19 protein-coding genes and 2 pseudogenes are annotated in these 17,269 nt (G+C 72.6%); 8 read left to right on the plus strand and 13 right to left on the minus strand.

Annotated features, from left to right (window positions below; all coding sequences use genetic code 11):
- Nucleotides 1-3 precede the first annotated feature (3 nt).
- Together AC067U_RS19810 and AC067U_RS19815 are read right to left on the minus strand one after the other, a co-directional pair.
- Nucleotides 4-807 (minus strand): class I SAM-dependent methyltransferase, encoded by an 804-nt coding sequence (locus AC067U_RS19810; protein WP_478831033.1) that lies wholly within the window; start codon nt 805-807, stop codon nt 4-6.
- Nucleotides 808-924: 117 nt separating this feature from the next.
- On the minus strand, nt 925-2,151 hold the full coding sequence (locus tag AC067U_RS19815) for a PP2C family protein-serine/threonine phosphatase (protein WP_478831034.1): 1,227 nt from the start codon (nt 2,149-2,151) through the stop codon (nt 925-927).
- A 237-nt stretch (nt 2,152-2,388) separates the two neighbouring features.
- Here AC067U_RS19815 and AC067U_RS19820 point away from each other — a divergent pair, with 237 nt between their 5' ends.
- Both AC067U_RS19820 and AC067U_RS19825 read left to right on the plus strand, forming a co-directional pair.
- Entirely contained in the window at nt 2,389-2,892 is a 504-nt protein-coding gene (locus AC067U_RS19820) for a hypothetical protein (RefSeq protein ID WP_478831035.1), read from the plus strand.
- 130 nt (nt 2,893-3,022) lie between these two features.
- Entirely contained in the window at nt 3,023-3,520 is a 498-nt protein-coding gene (locus AC067U_RS19825; protein ID WP_478831036.1) for a hypothetical protein, read from the plus strand.
- Nucleotides 3,521-3,529: 9 nt separating this feature from the next.
- Here the strand turns inward: AC067U_RS19825 and AC067U_RS19830 are convergent, their stop codons facing one another.
- Nucleotides 3,530-4,024: a carboxymuconolactone decarboxylase family protein gene (locus tag AC067U_RS19830; RefSeq protein WP_478831037.1), complete on the minus strand. Its 495-nt coding sequence runs from the start codon at nt 4,022-4,024 to the stop codon at nt 3,530-3,532.
- A gap of 181 nt (nt 4,025-4,205) precedes the next feature.
- Between AC067U_RS19830 and AC067U_RS19835 the strand changes: the two genes are divergently transcribed.
- A complete protein-coding gene (locus tag AC067U_RS19835; protein WP_478831038.1) occupies nt 4,206-4,967 on the plus strand; it encodes a DUF998 domain-containing protein in 762 nt (253 codons plus the stop codon).
- Nucleotides 4,968-5,069: 102 nt separating this feature from the next.
- Here AC067U_RS19835 and AC067U_RS19840 read toward each other — a convergent pair whose 3' ends face one another.
- Nucleotides 5,070-6,182 (minus strand): ABC transporter substrate-binding protein, encoded by a 1,113-nt coding sequence (locus tag AC067U_RS19840; protein ID WP_478831039.1) that lies wholly within the window; start codon nt 6,180-6,182, stop codon nt 5,070-5,072.
- Between the two features lie 3 nt (nt 6,183-6,185).
- On the opposite strand from AC067U_RS19840, the gene AC067U_RS19845 reads away from it, so the two are divergent.
- Nucleotides 6,186-6,344 carry a hypothetical protein gene (locus tag AC067U_RS19845; protein WP_478831040.1) on the plus strand — a complete coding sequence of 53 codons (159 nt, stop codon included), beginning with the start codon at nt 6,186-6,188 and terminating at the stop codon, nt 6,342-6,344.
- Nucleotides 6,345-6,432: 88 nt separating this feature from the next.
- Nucleotides 6,433-6,840: a hypothetical protein gene (locus AC067U_RS19850; protein ID WP_478831041.1), complete on the plus strand. Its 408-nt coding sequence runs from the start codon at nt 6,433-6,435 to the stop codon at nt 6,838-6,840.
- 233 nt (nt 6,841-7,073) lie between these two features.
- On the opposite strand, the gene AC067U_RS19855 is transcribed toward AC067U_RS19850, so the two are convergent.
- From AC067U_RS19855 to AC067U_RS19875, 5 genes are all read right to left on the minus strand, one after another.
- A complete protein-coding gene (locus AC067U_RS19855) occupies nt 7,074-8,228 on the minus strand; it encodes an oxygenase MpaB family protein (RefSeq protein ID WP_478831042.1) in 1,155 nt (384 codons plus the stop codon).
- Nucleotides 8,229-8,489: 261 nt separating this feature from the next.
- Entirely contained in the window at nt 8,490-8,864 is a 375-nt protein-coding gene (locus AC067U_RS19860; RefSeq protein ID WP_478831043.1) for a hypothetical protein, read from the minus strand.
- Between the two features lie 77 nt (nt 8,865-8,941).
- Nucleotides 8,942-9,265 carry a hypothetical protein gene (locus tag AC067U_RS19865; protein WP_478831044.1) on the minus strand — a complete coding sequence of 108 codons (324 nt, stop codon included), beginning with the start codon at nt 9,263-9,265 and terminating at the stop codon, nt 8,942-8,944.
- A complete protein-coding gene (locus AC067U_RS19870) occupies nt 9,262-9,624 on the minus strand; it encodes a DUF6247 family protein (RefSeq protein ID WP_478831045.1) in 363 nt (120 codons plus the stop codon). The genes AC067U_RS19865 and AC067U_RS19870 overlap by 4 nt, the downstream gene beginning before the upstream one ends.
- A gap of 35 nt (nt 9,625-9,659) precedes the next feature.
- Nucleotides 9,660-9,863 (minus strand): type II toxin-antitoxin system prevent-host-death family antitoxin, encoded by a 204-nt coding sequence (locus AC067U_RS19875; RefSeq protein WP_478831046.1) that lies wholly within the window; start codon nt 9,861-9,863, stop codon nt 9,660-9,662.
- Between the two features lie 748 nt (nt 9,864-10,611).
- On the opposite strand from AC067U_RS19875, the pseudogene AC067U_RS19880 reads away from it, so the two are divergent.
- From AC067U_RS19880 to AC067U_RS19890, 3 genes and pseudogenes are all read left to right on the plus strand, one after another.
- A pseudogene (locus tag AC067U_RS19880) lies at nt 10,612-11,064 on the plus strand (carotenoid oxygenase family protein); the annotation flags it as partial.
- A 212-nt stretch (nt 11,065-11,276) separates the two neighbouring features.
- Nucleotides 11,277-11,465: a DUF6381 family protein gene (locus tag AC067U_RS19885; protein ID WP_478831047.1), complete on the plus strand. Its 189-nt coding sequence runs from the start codon at nt 11,277-11,279 to the stop codon at nt 11,463-11,465.
- Between the two features lie 44 nt (nt 11,466-11,509).
- On the plus strand, nt 11,510-11,896 hold the full coding sequence (locus AC067U_RS19890) for a VOC family protein (RefSeq protein ID WP_478831048.1): 387 nt from the start codon (nt 11,510-11,512) through the stop codon (nt 11,894-11,896).
- A gap of 5 nt (nt 11,897-11,901) precedes the next feature.
- Here AC067U_RS19890 and AC067U_RS19895 read toward each other — a convergent pair whose 3' ends face one another.
- The 4 genes and pseudogenes from AC067U_RS19895 to AC067U_RS19910 form a co-directional block, all read right to left on the minus strand.
- Nucleotides 11,902-12,303 carry a nuclear transport factor 2 family protein gene (locus tag AC067U_RS19895; protein ID WP_478831049.1) on the minus strand — a complete coding sequence of 134 codons (402 nt, stop codon included), beginning with the start codon at nt 12,301-12,303 and terminating at the stop codon, nt 11,902-11,904.
- 89 nt (nt 12,304-12,392) lie between these two features.
- On the minus strand, nt 12,393-14,348 hold the full coding sequence (locus AC067U_RS19900; RefSeq protein ID WP_478831050.1) for a Dyp-type peroxidase: 1,956 nt from the start codon (nt 14,346-14,348) through the stop codon (nt 12,393-12,395).
- Nucleotides 14,349-14,850: 502 nt separating this feature from the next.
- Nucleotides 14,851-15,735: pseudogene (locus tag AC067U_RS19905) on the minus strand (IS200/IS605 family accessory protein TnpB-related protein); the annotation flags it as partial.
- Nucleotides 15,736-15,935: 200 nt separating this feature from the next.
- On the minus strand, nt 15,936-17,258 hold the full coding sequence (locus tag AC067U_RS19910; RefSeq protein ID WP_478831051.1) for an adenosylmethionine--8-amino-7-oxononanoate transaminase: 1,323 nt from the start codon (nt 17,256-17,258) through the stop codon (nt 15,936-15,938).
- Between the last annotated feature and the right edge of the window lie 11 nt (nt 17,259-17,269).

The following is a 17,269-nucleotide window of genomic DNA, read 5'->3' on the forward strand; positions in this document are numbered from 1 at the left end:
CGGCTAGGCACGGCCCTCCGACTGGGCGCCTCCCTCCGACTGGGCGCCTCCCTCCGACTGGGCGCCTCCCTCCGACTGGGCGCCTCCCTCCGACTGGGCGCCTCCCTCCGGCTGGGCGCCTCCCTCCGGCTGGGCACGGTCCCCGGGCAGGGTCTGGGTGACGCGCCACAGCCGACGGGGCAGGTCGCCCTCTTCGAAGGCGTGGACCTCCCCGAGCGTCCAGCCGTCGGCGAGGGCGTCCACCAGAGCACGGTCGAAGAAGTGCACGGCGAAGCCGCCGTGTTCGAAGATGTCGTCCCCGTGCGGGGTGCCGTGCCCGTAGTGGGCGTCACCGGTGTGCCGAACGGTGTAGACGAAGGTGCCGGCGGGGCGCAGGACGCGGCGCACTTCGCCGACCAGTCCGTGGATCTCCTCGGTGGACAGGGCCATGCACAGCAGCATGTGTGCGAAGACCGCGTCCACCGAGGCGTCCGGCAGGGGCAGCGGGTCGCGGACGTCGTGGACCACCGTCGTCACGCGCCCTTCGAGGCCCTGCCGCGTGGCGGCGGCGCGCAGCTGCGCCAGGCCGGTGGCGGAGAAGTCGGTGGCCTGGACGGTGAAACCTTCCCGGGCGAAGTGAAGGGCGTCGCGGCCGTGGCCGGCCCCGAGTTCCAGGACCTCGACCGCTCCGGCGGCACGGAACATGTTCGTCGCGTGCACTGCCGGGGCCGACGGCTCCTCGCCGTACATCCCGGGGTGGGTGGCGTAGGTGTGCTGCCAGTGGGCCCGCTGTGCCCCGGCCAAGTCCTGCTGGTCGTCGCTGCCCATGCTGCTTCCGTTCGCTCCTGTTCGTTCCCGTCGGGGCATGAAGTTCTTCCAGGGCAGGAACAAGACCCGCCACGCAGCCGTCGGGCGCGCTTCCCGGCACCGGCCCCGCGGGCCCGGTCAGAGGCGGAGGATCACCAAGGCGGCGTCGTCGGTGGCGCCGGCGGCGGGGAGCAGGTCGTGCAGGAGCGCGTCGGCCAGCTGCTCGGGCCCGAGCGTACGGTGGGTGGTCAGGGAGCGGGCCAGGCGGGTCAGGCCGACGTCGATGTCCTCGCGTCGGCGCTCGATCAGGCCGTCGGTGTAGAGCACCAGGGTGTCCCCGCCGGCGAAGGGAAGTCGTGCCTGGGGCCGCGAGACGTGCTCGGGGCGGGCGCCCAGCGGGGGGTCGGTGGCCTGGTCCAGGAACACCACCGCGCCCCCTTCGCCCAGCAGGGCGGGCGGGGGGTGACCGGCGTTGCTGTAGGTGAGCGAGCCGGCGGCCCAGTCGATGTTCACGGACACCACGGTGGTCGACTCGGCGCCCTCGACCGACCGGGCGTACAGGCCGAGCACCTCCAGGGCGTGGGCGGGTCCGTCCGAGGCCCGGGAGGCGGCGCTGAGGGCACTGCGCAGCTGGCCCATGACACCCGCGGCCGCCAGACCGTGGCCGACGACGTCCCCCACGGCCACCGACAGGCCCCCGCCCGGGAGCTCGACGATGTCGTACCAGTCCCCGCACACGTTCAGCGCGCCGACGGCCGGCTGGTAGCGCACCGCGGTCCGGTGGTGCTCGGTCAGGCGCAGCGCGGGCAGCATCGCGTCCTGGAGTGCGAGGGCGACTGACCGTTCGCTGGCGTGGGCCTGCCGCAACCGCTGGTTGGCTTCCTGGAGTTCCCTGGACCGGGTGTACAGCTCGGCCTCGAGCACGCGGGCCCGGTCCCCCGCCGCCTCGCCCCGGGCGCGGATCAGCTCGGTGACCTCCTCCACCCGGTGCACCAGCAGGACGACCCGGCCCTCGGCGTCCAGGACGGGAGCGTTGATCGGACTCCAGTACCGCTCCTCCCACTCGCCGGGGTGCTCCGGCAGCTCCACGTCGTAGCGCTGCAAGGCCATGGTGTCGCGCTCCCCGGTGCCCAGCACGCGCCTCAGCGAGGTCTCCAGGTTCCTCGCCCCGGAGGCGGTGGGATCGTTCGGGTTGTCCGGGAACACATCGAACAGGTAGCGGCCGACCAGGTCCTCGCGCGGGTGGCCGGAGTTGCTCAGGAAGTCCTCGTTCGCGTCTGCGTAGACCAGATCAGGCGTCAGCAGTGCCACCATCCCCGGCAGTGCGTGGAACACCGCCCGGTAGTCGATAGCCGGTTCGCTCACGCTCACGTCCCTCGTCTTCCGCGCCCGGCAGCCCACGATACGAGCCGACGGTGACGGTGCCGGGCGACGACCGCCCCGTGTCACGCCTCCGGCCCATCCCGCTCCGGCGGAGTGGGACGCGGGCGACGCGGGGACTCAGGGGACTCGGGGGGACTCGGGCGCCGAAGGGGACTCGGGGGGCGTGGGTGGTGGGAAACTGCTCTCGAACCGTGGTCCCCGTCCGGCCGTGGAGTGGGTATGGGTACGTCTGTTCCGGGTACGCCCCTTCCGGGTACGCCGGTGTTCCTCGCGCCGCCGCCCGCCGGGTCGGTCGGCGACGGCGGGATCCGTGTCGTGTGGGCGCTGGGCGACCGGGGCCGCGACCTGGACGCGAACCTGGTTCGGCTGGGTGCGGGGGCCGTCATCGGCGAGCACACCGAGACGGTCCTGGGAGTGCTGCTCGTCGTGGTCGCGGGCTCGGGTGAGATCCGTACGCCGGACCGCACCGTGGCGCTCGCGCCCGGATCCGTGGCCTGGCTGCCCGCCGGCACCACACGGTCCGTCCGGGCGGGGGCCGAAGGGATGGCCTACACCACCGCACACCGCCGCCGCCCGCCCCTGAACATCACCCCGGAGCCCGGTTCGGACGCCGGCGAGCCGGCCTGTCTGCTGAGCCTGGTGTGCGACGCGTGCGGACGCCCGGCCACCGAACGCGACACCCGCTACTGCGCCCGGTGCGGCACCCGGCTCCCGGCTCCCTGACCGGAACGGCCGGGCCCCCGGTCACCGCTCCGGCGCCCCGGGTGCGTCGATGAGGTGATGTGGGGCGTGGAGCTCCGTGGGGGAGCGCCGTGCGGGGGGTGAGGTGGGGGATGGTGTGGTGGTGAGAACGATGCTGCGTACGCGACTGGGGTTCGGCCTGGTGGCCGTGGCCGTCCCGCTGCTGGTGGCCGTGGGCGCCGGCGGCGCCGCCGGGGCACAGCCGGGTGCCGCGCGGGCGGCCCTGGACGCACCGCGGGCAGTCCTGGACGCACCGCGGGCAGTCCTGGACGCACCGCGGGCGAGCGGGGAATCCCGCGTGGTCGGATCGTGGGCGCAGGAGGTGGACACGACCCGGCCGGGCATCACCTGGTACGTGGAGGACCTGACGCTGGGCGCGGACGGCACCTTCTCGCGGCTGAACGACGTGGTGTGCAACGAGGAGCACTGTCCCGCGTTCAAGATCGGCGTCAACGAGGGCACGTACCGGGTGAGCGGTGACACGATCCGTTTCGACGGCAACCTGTACGACTTCACGGCCACGGTGAAGGGCGGGGACGTCCTCGAGGTCGAGGAGGACGGCTCCACCATCGCCCTTCACCGGGTCCGGTGTCCTGGTCCGGTTTCCTGACGCGGCCCCTCAGTCCCACTGCTCGTCCGCGAGGGAACTGACGGGCTGCGGCTTGCCGATCACGGCCAGGGCGATGAAGAAGCCGATCTGGCCGATCGCGATGGTGAGGGTGGCCATCGCCTTCTCGTCGTAGTGCTTGGCCGCCTCGGCGTACAGCTCGTCCGAGACGCGCTCCTTGCCGGGCGGGGCGGGCTGGAAGGTGGCCTCCACCAGGGCGAGGGCGGCGCGTTCGGCGTCGGTGAAGTACGGGGCGTCCTGCCAGGAGGCGACGGCGGTGATGCGCTCCTCGGACTCGCCGGCCTTGCGCAGGAAACCGGTGTTCAGGACGGTCAGGTAGGTGTTGCCGACGATCTGTCCGGCGCGCAGGTGGACGAGGTTCATGGTGGTGCGCGGCACCGAGCGGTTGCCGGTCGCCTTGAAGAGGGCGGCGCTGATGTCGTTCAGCTCGGGCACGAACTCCGCCGGGTTCGGCATCCGGGAGATCGAGGGCTTCGTGTGCGTCATGGCCGTGTCCTTGTCCTTGTGCTTGGTGGCTGTCCGGTCGGTGTCTTCACAGCACTGACGGATGGGCGGAGGCGATTGTGACAGGGGCAGATGTGATCCAGGTCACAGGCCGTGGGGCGGTGAGTCCGGCCCGTGGCGCCGGTCATATGAGGGACACCGTCGACGCGAGGAAGGCCCGGTCATGACTCACACGCTCAGCGCACCCCAGCACGTCGTTCCCGCCGCGCGGGGGTCGCGTACCGCGGCACGGCGGGCCCTGGCCGGCGGGATGGTGGCGGGGCCGCTGTTCCTCGGCGCCGGGGTCGTCCAGGGCTTGGCGCGCGACGGGTTCGACTTCACCCGGAACGCATTGAGTCAGCTCGCCCTCGGCGCGGCGGGCTGGGTCCAGACGGTCAACTTCCTGCTCGCCGGAGCCTTGTTGGCCGTCGGCGCGGTCGGACTGCGCCGGATGCTGCGTGGTGGCGCGGGTGGCACCTGGGGGCCGGTCCTGGTGGGGGTGTTCGCCGTCTCGTTCTGGGCTGCCGCGGCGTTCCCGGCCGACGCGGGGGCGGGTTTCCCGGCCGGCGCCACCGATGCCACCGATGCCGCCGCGATGAGCGGGCACGGCGCCGTCCACATGGTCTCCGGGATGGTCGGCTATCTGGCGTTGTGCGGCGCGTTCGTCGTCCTGGCCCGGCCGCTCGCCGCCCGCGGCCACCGCGGCTGGGCGGTGGCTTCGCGGGTCGTGCCGGTGGCCGTCCTCGCCGGGTTCACGGCCTCCGCCGCCTCCGTCCTGGCCTTCACGATCGGCGCGGGCCTCGGGCTGGTGTGGCTGACCGCGGTGACGGGGCGGATGGCCACCGCCACCGCCACCGGCACCAGCACCGCCACCGCGTCCGCCACCACCACCGCCACCGCCCCCACCTCCGCCTCCGCCTCCGCCTCCGCCTCCGCGGAGAGCTAGGCGTCGGCACCGCGAGCCGCCCTCCCCCTGATCGGCGGGAGGGAACCCGGTTCACCGGCCTGCCCGCACCACTTCAGGAGCGCCAGAAGACGAAGAACAGGCTCAGCCGGTGTGGAGGATCCGGAAGCGATCGGGTTCCGCCGGATCCCGGTCGACGACCTGGACGGGCGGCCACGTCCATTGCCAGACGCCGATGCCCGGTGCGCGGGAGAAGCTGATCGGCCCGCGGGTGCCCTCGACCGCCACCCGGGGCCAGGCCCCGGCGATGGCCGCCCGGTCCGTGCCGTGAGTACGCAGCACTTCGGCGAGGACGGAGACGGTGTCCCAGCCCTCGTAGGCGACGAAGGACGGCGCCTCGCCCAGCCGCTGTCGGAGCTCCTTCCCGACGCGTTCGCCCAGTGGGCCGCGGCGCTCGGGCAGGTAGCGCAGGAACGGGATCCCGGCGCCGTCCCCGCCGAGTGACTCGGCCCATCCGGCGAACTCCGGCTGCCCGGCCGGAGCGCCGATCAGGATCTTCGCCAGCCGCCGGTCGCCGCGTACGGCCTTGACGATCGGCACCGCCGGCTGCGGATGGCCGACCAGGAGGAGCAGTGCCGTCGCGCCCTGGTCCGCGAGGGCGTCGCAGAGGGCCCCGGGGGTGAGCGCGGTCGTGTCGAGTTCGACGACGGTGCCGCCGCGGGGAGCGAGGTGCTCCCGCAGGACACGGGTCCCGGAGGCCCAGTAGACGCTCGGCTGGGTCGCCACGGCGATACGGCCGTGGCCCGCGCCGAGGAGGAAGTCCGCGTAGATCCGCCAGCCGCGGGACTGCGCCGGGGCGAGGCGCGCGACCCATTCCGTCGGCTGGTCGGTGAGCGCGTCGAGGACCGCCGACGAGCAGAGGAAGGGGAGGCCGAGGGCGTCGGCCCGGGCGGCGGCGGAGCGGGCGACGACGCTGTGGTACTCCCCCACCACCGCGGCCACGCCCAGGCCGGCCAGTTCGTCCACGGCCGCCGCCGCCCGCTCCGGGTCGGCGGCGGTGTCCCGGACCACCAGTTCGAGCGGTCGCCCGCCGATCCCGCCGGCGTCGTTGACCTCGCGAACGGCCAGGTCGAGCCCGGCGAGCAGGTGCCGGCCCGCCTCGACCCAGCCGGGTTGCGTCAGCGGGACCAGAGCGCCCAGGCGGACGGCCGACCCGTCGGTCCGCTCCGTTCCGGACGGCGATGGTGAGGTGTTCATCGGATGGCGTCTCCCTGGGGCGATGCGGTCGCGGTCCCACCCGGACCCGCGCGCCGGCCGGTCCGGCGGTTGGCGTTCGTCACGTCACGTCTCGGCGCGGCGGACGCGACGGACTCGACCGACGCCACCGACGCCACCGACGCCACCGACGCCACCGGGTGATCATGCCGTCATTGCACACATCTCCCTGACGGGCGGGCAAGCGCTTATTGGTTGGCCGGGCCGGGCGGTGGCGAAGTAGCGTGCCCCCGTGCCCCGCGATCCGAAGAAACCCCGCCGCCTGGTCGCCGACGGTCGCGCGTACCTGTGGACGCTCCGGCACAGCCACAGCGTGACGGACAGCGGCCGGTCCTGCCGCGAGACCCTCACCCTGTACCCGCAGCCGGCCGGCACCGGCGGGCCGCTGCGCATCGTCTTCACCCAGGGCCCGGACCGGTTCGTACCGGGCGGAGCTCCCCTGGGCTCCGGGGACGTGGGGTACGTCCGGGGCGCCTCCCTGAACCTGCACGAACCGGGCGCCGTCCGGGCCCTGCTCGACGCGGCGGTGGCCGGCGGGTGGCGGCCGGAGGAGCGGCGGGCAGCGGAGACCGACGGCTGGCTCCTGCTGGAGACGGCGGCCGCCGCGCGTACCGGGGACGTCGGCCCTGCGGGGCCGTAGGGACGGGTAGCGGCGAAGGGCCGCGAGACGGCGCACGGCGATGTCGCGACCGGGGCAACGCGACCAGCGGTCCAACCCGCCCCGTTCCGTTCCCGTCCGTTCCCGTCCGTTCCGGTCCGGAACGGACGGGAACGGACGGGAACGGGAAACAGAAAGTACCGGTACCCTGTCGAACCGTCAGGCGCGCCGGATGGACGGCGGACCTCGTGCTCGGTGAGCAGCGGCTGTCGCGATCAGCGGTTGTCGTGGAGTTCCTGGTGCATCTGGGGCTGGTCGTCCTGGTCGTGGGTCAGGGCGAACTTCTGGATCTCGTTGAAGCCCTTGGAGGCGACGCCGACGATCTCCTTGTACGGGTTCACCCCGGTGGCCTTCTTCGCTCCGCCGCCCAGCAGGCCGCCGCCGATGCCGCTGATCGCGTCATGACCGGCCGCGAGGGGCTTGGCCGCGACGTCGAGGACGCCCTTGGGCAGGCCGGCCATGTCGGCGTACTTGTCGGAGAGGGCGTGGCGGACCATCGCGATGAACGCGTCGTGGGTGGGGCCGACGTAGAACTTCCGGTAGAAGTCGACGGCCTGCTTGGTCATGAAGACCCCGTCCTCGGTCTTCTTCCACTCCTTGTCGCGTTCCTGGTTCCACAGGGCCTGGACGATGTCGGGGTCCTTGGGCAGCAGCCACTTGGCGGGGGTGCCGAGGTAGTGGTTGACGTAGTGCCAGGCACACATGAAGCCCTTGGCGTCGTCCTTGGAGACGTCGATGCCGAGGCGGTCCATGGCCTGCAGGATCTGGGTGGAGAACACGCAGGCGGCGCCGGTGGTGTACTTCTGGGAGACCGGCTCGCCCCACTTCCCGTAGTCCCACTCGCCGCTCTTCTTGTGCAGTTGGCGGACCGAGGCGTGGACGAGGCGGACCTTGGTGACGTTGGCCGCGAGCGTGCCGTCGCGCATGGCGTTCTTGTTGCCCATGTCGATGAACAGGCGCGAGGACTGGGACAGGCGTCGGCCGGGGCCTTCGACGCCCCCGAGCCGGCCGGTGGAGCGAAGGGTGTGGGCACCGGTCGGGGAGAGGTAGGTGCCGATCAGGCCCACGGTGCCCTGGAGCATGGACACCTCGCCGTGGTGGTGTGCGAAGAAGCTCTCCGCGGCCTTGACGTCCGCCTCCGACCAGTCCGGCGGCGGGGTGGCGGCCTCCTTGAGGAATTCGGCGAGCCGAACGGGAAGCCCGGACATGTCCATCCCGGGCTTGAGGGTGCCGATGGTCCGGAACAGGGCGTTGACCCCGTCGATCTCCTTGCTGTCGATCAGGTCCGACACGAGCTCGTCGGCCTTCGGGTCGCCGACTTTGCTCGCCGCTTCCAGCTCGGCGGCGATCGTCGCAGTCGTCAGGGCCACGGTGAACCACTTCCTTCGGGTGGGGGATGCGCGGCAGCGCCCACGGCACGGCGCGCGCCGACAGCGCGGCCGGGCGGTCTCGGGCAGTGCCAGGCGGTTCCGGTCAGCGGCATGCTCCCGTCGCCCGTCGGCGGGCAGAACCCCCTGCCGATGAGGGATCGTTTGTTCCTCACCCCAACGGCGCACACCTTCGGCGGGGCGCGTCATCGGATCTCATCGGATCTCATCGGATCTCATCGGATCTCATCGCCGGCCGTCACCTCACCGGCGGATCACCGCGCACGGCTCCCCCGACACGGTGTTGAACTCGACGCACAGCCGCGTGCCGTGGGGGAACTTCCTGCCGCCCTTGAACTTCCAGTTCACGTCGGAGAACTTCGTCATGGCGGCCGAGATCGGGGTGGCGTCCTTCCAGCCCGTCAGCGCCGACCGGTAGCCGTTGGGGGTGTAGGTGATCAGGCGGGCGCGGACGCCGGTCCCGTGGCCGTCCATGTAGCCGCCGGCCTGGTCCACCCTCAGTCCCTTGCCCCGGACGGACAGGCCGACCTTCCCGTCCCTGACCCTCGCGTCGGCGTGCGCGGGCGTCGCGGAAAGCAGCAGGGCCGCCGCTGCCAGCATGTAGATCGTCTTTCGCATGCCTGCTCAACCCGCCGACGGCACCGATGGTCACCACTCGTCCGGTGTCAGTACAGTCGGCCTTCGCACCGGAACGCTCAAGCCCAGAAGGCGTCGGTCACCGTGATCTGGGGTTCGGCGTGACGGCGGATGAAGGTGTAAATGAGCCACCCACGACCGCCCGCGAGGTCGGCGATGTGCGGACCGCCGGGGTTGGTGGAGGCCAGCGGACGCACGGTGAGCCAGTGGGGCAGGCACGTGTCGGTGTCGATTCCCCGGTAGTAGGGGTCCTCTGCGGTGATCAGTTCGGCGCGGGCCGCCAGAACGAGTTGCCTGCCGTCGGCCGGCATCCCGTCGAATTCCTGGCGAGCCTCTGTCGTCCAGTCCATCTGCCAGGGCGGGCGGGGTGGATCGTCGGTCACTGGCCGGGCTCCACCACGCCCGCCGCACGCCGCAGACGGCTGTACTCGGCCAGAAGCCTGGCCGACTCCTGCGGGTCCTCCGACTCCGCGGCGCGGGCTTGGAGGTCGTTCAGACGCGCTTCGAGACCCGGATCACGGGCGATGGCGTACTGGGTCCACCACAGGCGCATGAACGCCGGAACGGGGGTGAGGTTGAAAGCATCCCCGATAGCACGCCGCCAGTGGGCCTCGAAGTCGGGCAGGAGGTGCGGGGCGTGTTCCTGGATGGCCAGGCGCAACGCCTGGGGGGTGCGTTCGGGCATCGGCGGGAGCGGCTTGTCTCCGCCGGGACCGTCGAAGTGCACGGGCTGCGCAGTCATGGTGTCAAGAGCTCCTGATATCCGGCCCGGTCCTGTCAGGCCGCGTCCTGGCCGGCGGCATCACCCGACGCCTGTTCCGCCAGCTGCCGGTAGTGCTCGAACCACTCGGCGGGCACCAGGTACGCGAGGGTCTTGCCCTTGCGGGTGATCGCGGCCGGCTCCCCCGCGATCCGGGTCCGGTCGAGGATCTCGCCCATCTGCTTGCGCAGGTCGATCGTCGTGTATGTCCTCGTTTCCATACTCGCCACCCTACACCCAAACTATCATAGTTGTAATAGTTGGGTGCCGTGAGTCACGGCGGCCAAACCACCCGCCGGTGTCCGGGTCGTGTTCTCCCCGTGCCGGGCGCCTGCTGCGGGCCCACGCACCGGCCCGGGCCGATGCTGCGCCGGACGCCGCTGGACTTCGTGCTGCCGGCCTGCAGCACGAGGTGCTCGGCACGGCCGGGAGCCCGGGGTTCCGTACGGGTGATTCCTACGCCAAGGCCGGCCGGAGCGCTACGCCCTGACCCCGCGCACCAGGACGGAGTTCACGGCCTGCGTGAGCGAGGCCGCCGAGCCGGGATCGCCGCTCGCGGCCCGGGCGGCGCGCGCCTACCTCGACGTGGCCTTCTTCCCCCTTCGAAGACGGCAACGCCCGGGCCGCGCTGCTGACCCCCGTCCACGTCCTGGGGCGGAACCGGTGCGGCCGGTTCGGGGTCAAGCAGGGTGATCGGGCATGGGTGCCCGGCACTGAGGTCTGGGCGGCGAGCCGACATGGTGTCCGTGGGCGAGAGGCTGAGCAGGGCGCGGGAGCGGGCGTTCATCGGCCGGGAGGACGAAGTCGCCTGATTCGCCGCGGCGTTGGCGGGGGACGCGCAGGCGCCGTTCGCGTTCCACCTGTACGGGCCCGGTGGTATCGGGAAGTCGTCGCTGGTGCGGTGCCCGGCGGACGAGGCGCGGGCGGCGGGGCGGCGGCTGCTGAAACAGTGAGCCCGCCTCCCGCTCCCACACCCGCCGCTGGGTGGTCGACTTGGCCTCCGGGGCCGTCGAGGAGCAGATCATCGACGACCTGGCGGTGGAGTTCCCGACCCTCAACGAGGACTACCTCGGCGCCGAGAACCGCTACCAGTACGCGATCTCCTTCCCCGACGGGAAGGGCTTCGGCGGCTACGGCATCGTCAAGTACGACCGCACCACCGGCGCCCGCCGCATCCACCAGGTCGGTGACGCCCGCCTGCCGAGCGAGGCGGTGTTCGTCCCCGCGGCCGGGTCCTCGGGCGAGGACGACGGCTACCTGCTGACCGTCGTCTCCGACCTCAAGCAGGACGCCTCGCAGCTGCTGGTCCTCGACGCCTCCGGCCTCGACCGCGTCGCGACCGTCCAGCTGCCCCGCCGGGTCACCGCCGGTATCCACGGCTCCTGGATACCGGACGGCGCCCTGGAGGGCACCGCGGGCTGATCTCCCGTACGCGTACGACCGCACCGGACCGCATTGCGGCCCCGCCCGTACGGGCGGGGCCGCAATGCGGTCCGGGGCCGGATTCCGGACGGTCGGACGGGGTCCTCCTCGGTGAAGATGGCGGCCGCCACGGCGGAGGTCCGGCGGCCGGGCTGCCGGGAGTGCTTGAGTGGAGAGGAGACGCAGCTCCCGCCCCCACCGGAGGAGTCCCCATGAGCGGCGACAGCGGGCCCAGCGAGCAGGTCCGACAGATGCGCGAGAAGGCCGAGGAACTCGAGCTGGCGGCACAGCGGTCCACGGACCCCGCCGAGCGGCAGCGGCTGATCGACAAGGCCCTGCACATCCGGCAGAAGCTCCAGGAGACCCACGGCCCGGAGAGCGCCACCATGGACCCCATGTAGCAGCGGCGGGGGCCGCCGTTGCCGGACTGGGGCAGAGTGGGGCCATGGTTCACGTACTGGGCAGCAGGATCCTGTTGCGCCCCACCGACCCCGAGCGCTCCCGCGCCTTCTACGGCGGCACCCTCGGCCTCGCCGTCCACCGCGAGTTCGGTACGGGCCCCGAGCGCGGCACGGTCTACTTCCTCGGCGGCGGCTTCCTGGAGGTGTCGGGCCGCGCCGAGGCTCCGCCCGCGCCCGGGCTGCGGCTGTGGCTCCAGGTGGAGGACGTGGAGGCCGCCCACCGGGAGCTCCTGGAGCGGGGCGCCGAGGTGCTGCGGCCGCCGCAGCGGGAGCCGTGGGGGCTGATCGAGATGTGGATCGCGGACCCGGACGATGTACGCATCGCCGTCGTGGAGGTCCCGGCGGACCACCCGCTGCGGTTCCGCCCCTGAGCCCGTCACACCGCCGGGGGCGCGGCGGCCTCCCGGGTGATCCGTTCGAACTGGGCGCCCATGGCCTCGGCCAGTGCGTGGGCGGCGCTGAGGGGGCGGACCATGACGGTGAACTCGTCGATCTTCCCCCGGTCGTCGAAGTGGAGGAAGTCGCAGCCCTGGATCTGTTTGCCGCCCACGGTGGCGGTGAAGACGAGGGCGTGGTCGCGGCCGTCGGGGTTCCCGATCTCGCGGACGTACCGGAAGTCCTGGAAGACCCGCATCACCGCGCGCAGGATCGCCGCGGTGACGGGCTTCCCGGTGTACGGCTTGAAGGCGACCGGGCTGGTGAAGACGACCTCGTCGGCGAGGAGTTCCTCGATCGCGGCGGCGTCCCGGTTCTCGACGGCGGTGCGGAACGGGTGCACGACTACCCCCTGTTTTTGCAACAAGTTGAATAATGCCTCCCGAGAGTAGGCCGCGGGACCCGATCGGCCAAGCCCCTGACGTCACACGGTCAGGACGGGTCCTCGGCGCCGGCGCGCCAGACGGGTCGGCCGTCCCTGAGGATGACGGCGTCGCCCGAGGGCCGGACGAGGAGGCGGGCGCCCGCCGCTCCGTCGGTCCGGGAGGACCAGACCGTACGGGCGGCGGCGTCACGGACGGTGAGTTCGCCGTTCGCCGCGAACCGTGCGTCGGCGCCGCTTCCCGCGGTCCCGGCGCTCCACACGGTGCCGCCGCCCTCGGCCTGCAGCACCAGGTCGCCGTCGGCCTGGAGGAGCAGGCGTACGGCGCCGGCGTCCAGGCTGTCGCCGGGGCGCAGCACGGTGCCCGGATGGACCTCGATGGAGTTGTCGAGGGTGCCCTCGGACAGGGCCCGGAGGGTGGGGATCGAGGGGGTGAAGGCGTACACGGCGCCCTGGGTGCGGACGAACCGCCGGAAGTCGAGGGTGGTGGCCCGGCTCCCGTCGGGAGAGGCGGACTCGAAGGCGACGGGGGAGCCGGGCCCGATGACCGTGTCCGCGCCCGGCTGCGGGTGTCTGCCGGGCGGGAAGTCGGTGTTGTTGCTCCACCTGCGGGCGACGAACTCGAACTGGTCGACGATGTCGGCCTGGTAGCTGACGAACAGCAGTCCGCGGTCGGCGGGTTCGGCGCCCTCGCGGTGCGGCGGGCCGAAGGGGATGCCGCGCCGGATGATGCGCCGGGAGTCGTGCGTCGAGGCGGGCAGGGGCGGGCGTCCGGGGGCGGTGGTCAGACCGGCGCGCGGGTAGGTCTTCCGGATGTGCGCGAAGAAGGGGGTGGTCCAGCCCTGGAGGTCCTCGTGGAAGTCGAAGGCGTTGCCGGGGTCCGAGCCGGGTGCGGGGATCTTCTCGGCCGCCGGGCAGGTGGCGACCGCGGCTCCCCCGGGCCAGCGGCCGACGAAGCGGGCGGCGAGCCAGGTGGCATCGGCGTCGGCGGGGGCCGCACCGGACTTCTTGAGCCGCTCGAGGAGTTCGTCGGCCTGCTCCCACCATCCAGGGACGTCCTGGGCCAGGCGCCGTACCACCTGGAACGATCCTCCGGTGGCCCAGACGGGCAGCCCGGCGGGCCGCTGCCCCGCCCGTTCCTGGCCGACGATGAACTCACCGGCGGGCACGAGCCGGGTTCCGGGTCTGCCCTGTACCTCCGTCCCCGTCGCGTCCGGGGCGTGGAAGCCCCGTACGCCGGGCTGGCTGATGGCGTCGAGGAACCCGAAGTGCTCGTGGCCGCGCAGGGCCCCGGGCAGTGTCGCCGCGTCCTGCCGGAACACCACCACGGCACGCGCGTGGCGCAGGGAGTCCCGGTGGCGGTCGGCGGCTTCCCCAAGCGGCCCGGGTTGGTCGCAGGCGAGGGTGAGGACGGCGTGGACGCTGTCCGCGGAGGTGCCGAACAGCCAGGAGCCGGGGGCGCTGGAACCCGTGTCGCCGAGCTGTTCGGCCCGGGCTCCGGGGCCGTCGCGGAAGGCTTCCGCGGTACCTCCGGGCGGGACGGCCGGGAACGGGTCCTGCTGGGCGAGATGGCCCAGCCCCGCGTGGGTGAGGCTGATGCCCGTCCAGAGCGCGGACATGGTGGTGGGGTCGGCCCCGTCCCGCAGCCGTCGGGCGCGGCTGAACTGCGTGTTGAAATGGGCGACCTGGTCCGTGGTGGACAGGTCGGGGAGCAGTTCGCCGAGCCAGCGGCGAGCCCGTGTGACCCCACGGAAGCGGATGAAGAACACGGACACGTGGTCCTTGCGGAACCCGGCGAGGATGTCGCCCTGGGTGGTGGGGTCCGTCCGCAAGGGCAGCGGCGGCTCCGCGGTGTCGGAGCCGGCGTGCCCCGCAGCCTGGGCGGCCGGCGCGACGGCCGGGGTGCCGGCAGGGGCCGGGGCGGCCACCGCGGCGGACTTCCCGACCGCCAGCGCGGCCGCGGCACAGCCTCCGGCCTGTACGACGGTCCGGCGCGTGAACTGCATGGGTCCTCCGTGCGGGCGGGACGGTACGGGGAAGTCACGGGCGCCAACGGTCCCGGCGTCGCATCGGCCGCAAGGGCCCTAACGGCCCAACACCTGCAACGGTCCCAATGGCCCCATCGGCCCCTCACCTTCGGCGATCGCCGGTGGACGTGCTCGGCGCCGCACCGGTCGGCAGCAGCATGATCACCCGACAAGTCGTGCAGACCTACCTTGCATCTTCGGCGACCGCGTCCCGTCGCCCACCGCTTGCGTCCTGCTGTCGGTGGATCGGGGCCGGTCCCCTCGCTGGACGTGGCGAGGGGACCGGGTGAAGCACCTTGGGGAGGTGGCCGCCTCTTGATCGATGCTGACACCCCCAGCAGCCTGTACCTGTCAGCCCACGAGGTGCTTGACCGCGTCGACCACGTGCGGACCGTACCCGAACGCCACGCCGAGCCGCTCGAGGCGGCCGTAGGTCTCGGGCGACAGGCGCGAGCAGAACTGGCCGGATGCGTTCAGTGGCCGGGGTGGGCGGGTACTGCCAGGAGGCGGTCAGGTACCAGCGGCCGCGAGTGGTGTCGTGGTGGATGCGGTAGGCCACGGACCGGCTGGCTTCCACCCGGTCGGCCCACTCGGTGCCCCGGTGCGGGAGCGTGATGCGGCAGGCCAGGACGTACCGGCCGTGCCCACTGTTGGCCAGATGGGCGAGCGGAGCGGGGAGCTTGACCGAGACTTCGCCGTCGGGGGTGACCCGGATCGTCTCGTTGCCGAACCTCTTGCCGGACTCCCCGTCGGCCTGGAGGAACCAGCGCGCCGCCTCCCACCGCTGCCGCCACGCCGTCTCGGTCAGCCGTGCCGGTTCCAGGCTGTGGCGGGTGCCCAGCAGGCGCTTGCCGCCCCGCACCACACGCACCCGGCCCGCTTCCCGGTCGGCCTCCGCGGCAGCCAGCCGGTCCTCCAGCACGTGCAGGCGCCGCGATTTCGCGTGCCACTCCTGCCGACTGCGGTAACCCCCCGGAGCCCGCTTGCTGCCCTTCTCCCCCAGCGGCTGGGAGAGACGGTGCCGGATGGTCCGGACACCGGCTTCCAGGCCCTGGACGTGCGCCATCTGGCCACGCCGGGCCAGCGCCCACTGATCATGCGACGCCTTCGTGATACTGCCCGCCCACCGCGACGACGACACCGCCGTCAGCTCCCGCTTCCGGACCGCCCACGTATCAGCGGAGTGCTCCAGACCGTCACGGCAACGGACCGCGAGATCCTTCGAAGCGAGCGAACCCAGGTGCGCGCCCACCAGGGCCAGCACCTCCTCGTCCCACGGCCTCAGGCCCTTCAGCCGGGTCCGAACCGCCACACCCGCAGGGCCGAGCGCGACGAACGGCGCCGACAACTCCCGCAGCACATCCACCACCCCGCCACCCACCCCGGTATCGAAGAACCCGTCCCCCCACCCAACGGCCACCGACCACCGCACCACAAAGGTCACCCATTCGATACGAGTACGCCCGTTCCTGCCGGGCGTCGCCTCGCCACCGTGGAGGAGGCGCTCACTCGTACACGCCAGAACACGCTCACACAGACACACCAGCCAGCAGTTCCAACCCCCGTTCAGCCGGACGCCGTCGCGGCGGAGCGCACTGCCGCGCAGATCCGGGCCAGGTCCGCGTCCGTGGTCACGTACGGCGGCATCGTGTACAGCAGGTCCCCGAAGGGGCGCAGCCACACGCCCTGGCGGGCGGCCGCCCGGGTGGCGGCCGTCATGGCGGCCGCGTCGAGACGGTGGTCCAGCTGGACCACGCCGATGGCGCCGAGGACCCGGACGTCCCGTACGCCGGGCAGATCGGCCGCCGGGGCCAGTCCGTCGCGCAGGCCGGTCTCGATGCGCTTGACCTCGCGCTGCCAGTCCTGGGTGAGGAGGAGTTCGAGCGAGGCGTTCGCCACCGCCGCGGCGAGGGGGTTGGCCATGAAGGTCGGTCCGTGGGCGAGCACGGGGACCTCCCCGCGGGTGATCCCCTCCGCGATCCGCGTGGTGCACAGGGTCGCCGCCATGGTGAGGTATCCGCCGGTGAGGGCCTTGCCGACGCACATCACGTCGGGCGAGACACCGGCGTGTTCCGCCGCGAACAGCTCGCCCGTGCGCCCGAATCCCGTGGCGATCTCGTCGAAGACCAGCAGGACTCCGTGTTCGTCGCAGGCCTCCCGCAGCGTCCTCAGGTGGGCCGGGGAGTGGAAGCGCATACCGCCGGCGTTCTGCACCACCGGCTCGACGATCACGGCGGCCAGCTCGTCGGCGTGCCGGGCGATCAGGTCCCGTAGGTGGGTCGCGTACGCCGGGTCCGGTCCGGCGTCGAAGCCGGTGGGGGGTGCCTCGGCGAAGACCTGCCGGGGCAGGGCGCCGGACCACAGGGCGTGCATGCCGCCCTCCGGGTCGCACACCGACATCGGCTGCCAGGTGTCCCCGTGGTAGCCGCCGCGCCAGGTGAGCAGCCGTCGCTTGGCGGGGCGGCCGGCGGCACGCCAGTACTGGAGGCACATCTTGATCGCGACCTCGACGGAGACCGAGCCGGAGTCCGAGAAGAAGACGTGCTGGAGGGGCTCCGGGGTGATCTCCACCAGCCGGGCGGCCAGTCGGACCGCGGGCTCGTGGGTGAGCCCGCCGAACATCACGTGGCTCATCCGTTCCACCTGGGCGTGCGCCGCGGCGTTGAGCACCGGGTGGTTGTACCCGTGGATCGCCGACCACCAGGAGGACATGCCGTCGATCAGCTCGTCGTTCCCGTCGATCGGTTCGGCGAGCCGGAGCCGGACCCCGGCGGCCGAGGTGACGACCAGGGGATCGGCGTGGCCCGGCATGGGGCTGTACGGGTGCCACACGTGCTGCTTGTCCAGGGCCAGCAGCCGGCGGGTGCCGAGGGGGGTCGGCTCGGGCATGGCGTATCGGG

It is taken from the genome of Streptomyces sp. NPDC043853, assembly GCF_056436025.1.

What these genes read in the sequence shown, in the direction of transcription:
- AC067U_RS19900 (WP_478831050.1), bottom strand. Translation starts at nt 14,348, where the DNA reads ATGCAGTTCACGCGCCGGACCGTCGTACAGGCCGGAGGCTGTGCCGCG.
- AC067U_RS19870 (WP_478831045.1), bottom strand. Translation starts at nt 9,624, where the DNA reads ATGACTGCGCAGCCCGTGCACTTCGACGGTCCCGGCGGAGACAAGCCG.
- AC067U_RS19910 (WP_478831051.1), bottom strand. Translation starts at nt 17,258, where the DNA reads ATGCCCGAGCCGACCCCCCTCGGCACCCGCCGGCTGCTGGCCCTGGAC.
- AC067U_RS19835 (WP_478831038.1), top strand. Translation starts at nt 4,206, where the DNA reads ATGACTCACACGCTCAGCGCACCCCAGCACGTCGTTCCCGCCGCGCGG.
- AC067U_RS19810 (WP_478831033.1), bottom strand. Translation starts at nt 807, where the DNA reads ATGGGCAGCGACGACCAGCAGGACTTGGCCGGGGCACAGCGGGCCCAC.
- AC067U_RS19825 (WP_478831036.1), top strand. Translation starts at nt 3,023, where the DNA reads ATGCTGCGTACGCGACTGGGGTTCGGCCTGGTGGCCGTGGCCGTCCCG.
- AC067U_RS19875 (WP_478831046.1), bottom strand. Translation starts at nt 9,863, where the DNA reads ATGGAAACGAGGACATACACGACGATCGACCTGCGCAAGCAGATGGGC.
- AC067U_RS19890 (WP_478831048.1), top strand. Translation starts at nt 11,510, where the DNA reads ATGGTTCACGTACTGGGCAGCAGGATCCTGTTGCGCCCCACCGACCCC.
- AC067U_RS19860 (WP_478831043.1), bottom strand. Translation starts at nt 8,864, where the DNA reads ATGCGAAAGACGATCTACATGCTGGCAGCGGCGGCCCTGCTGCTTTCC.
- AC067U_RS19840 (WP_478831039.1), bottom strand. Translation starts at nt 6,182, where the DNA reads ATGAACACCTCACCATCGCCGTCCGGAACGGAGCGGACCGACGGGTCG.
- AC067U_RS19845 (WP_478831040.1), top strand. Translation starts at nt 6,186, where the DNA reads ATGGCGTCTCCCTGGGGCGATGCGGTCGCGGTCCCACCCGGACCCGCG.
- AC067U_RS19830 (WP_478831037.1), bottom strand. Translation starts at nt 4,024, where the DNA reads ATGACGCACACGAAGCCCTCGATCTCCCGGATGCCGAACCCGGCGGAG.
- AC067U_RS19885 (WP_478831047.1), top strand. Translation starts at nt 11,277, where the DNA reads ATGAGCGGCGACAGCGGGCCCAGCGAGCAGGTCCGACAGATGCGCGAG.
- AC067U_RS19820 (WP_478831035.1), top strand. Translation starts at nt 2,389, where the DNA reads ATGGGTACGTCTGTTCCGGGTACGCCCCTTCCGGGTACGCCGGTGTTC.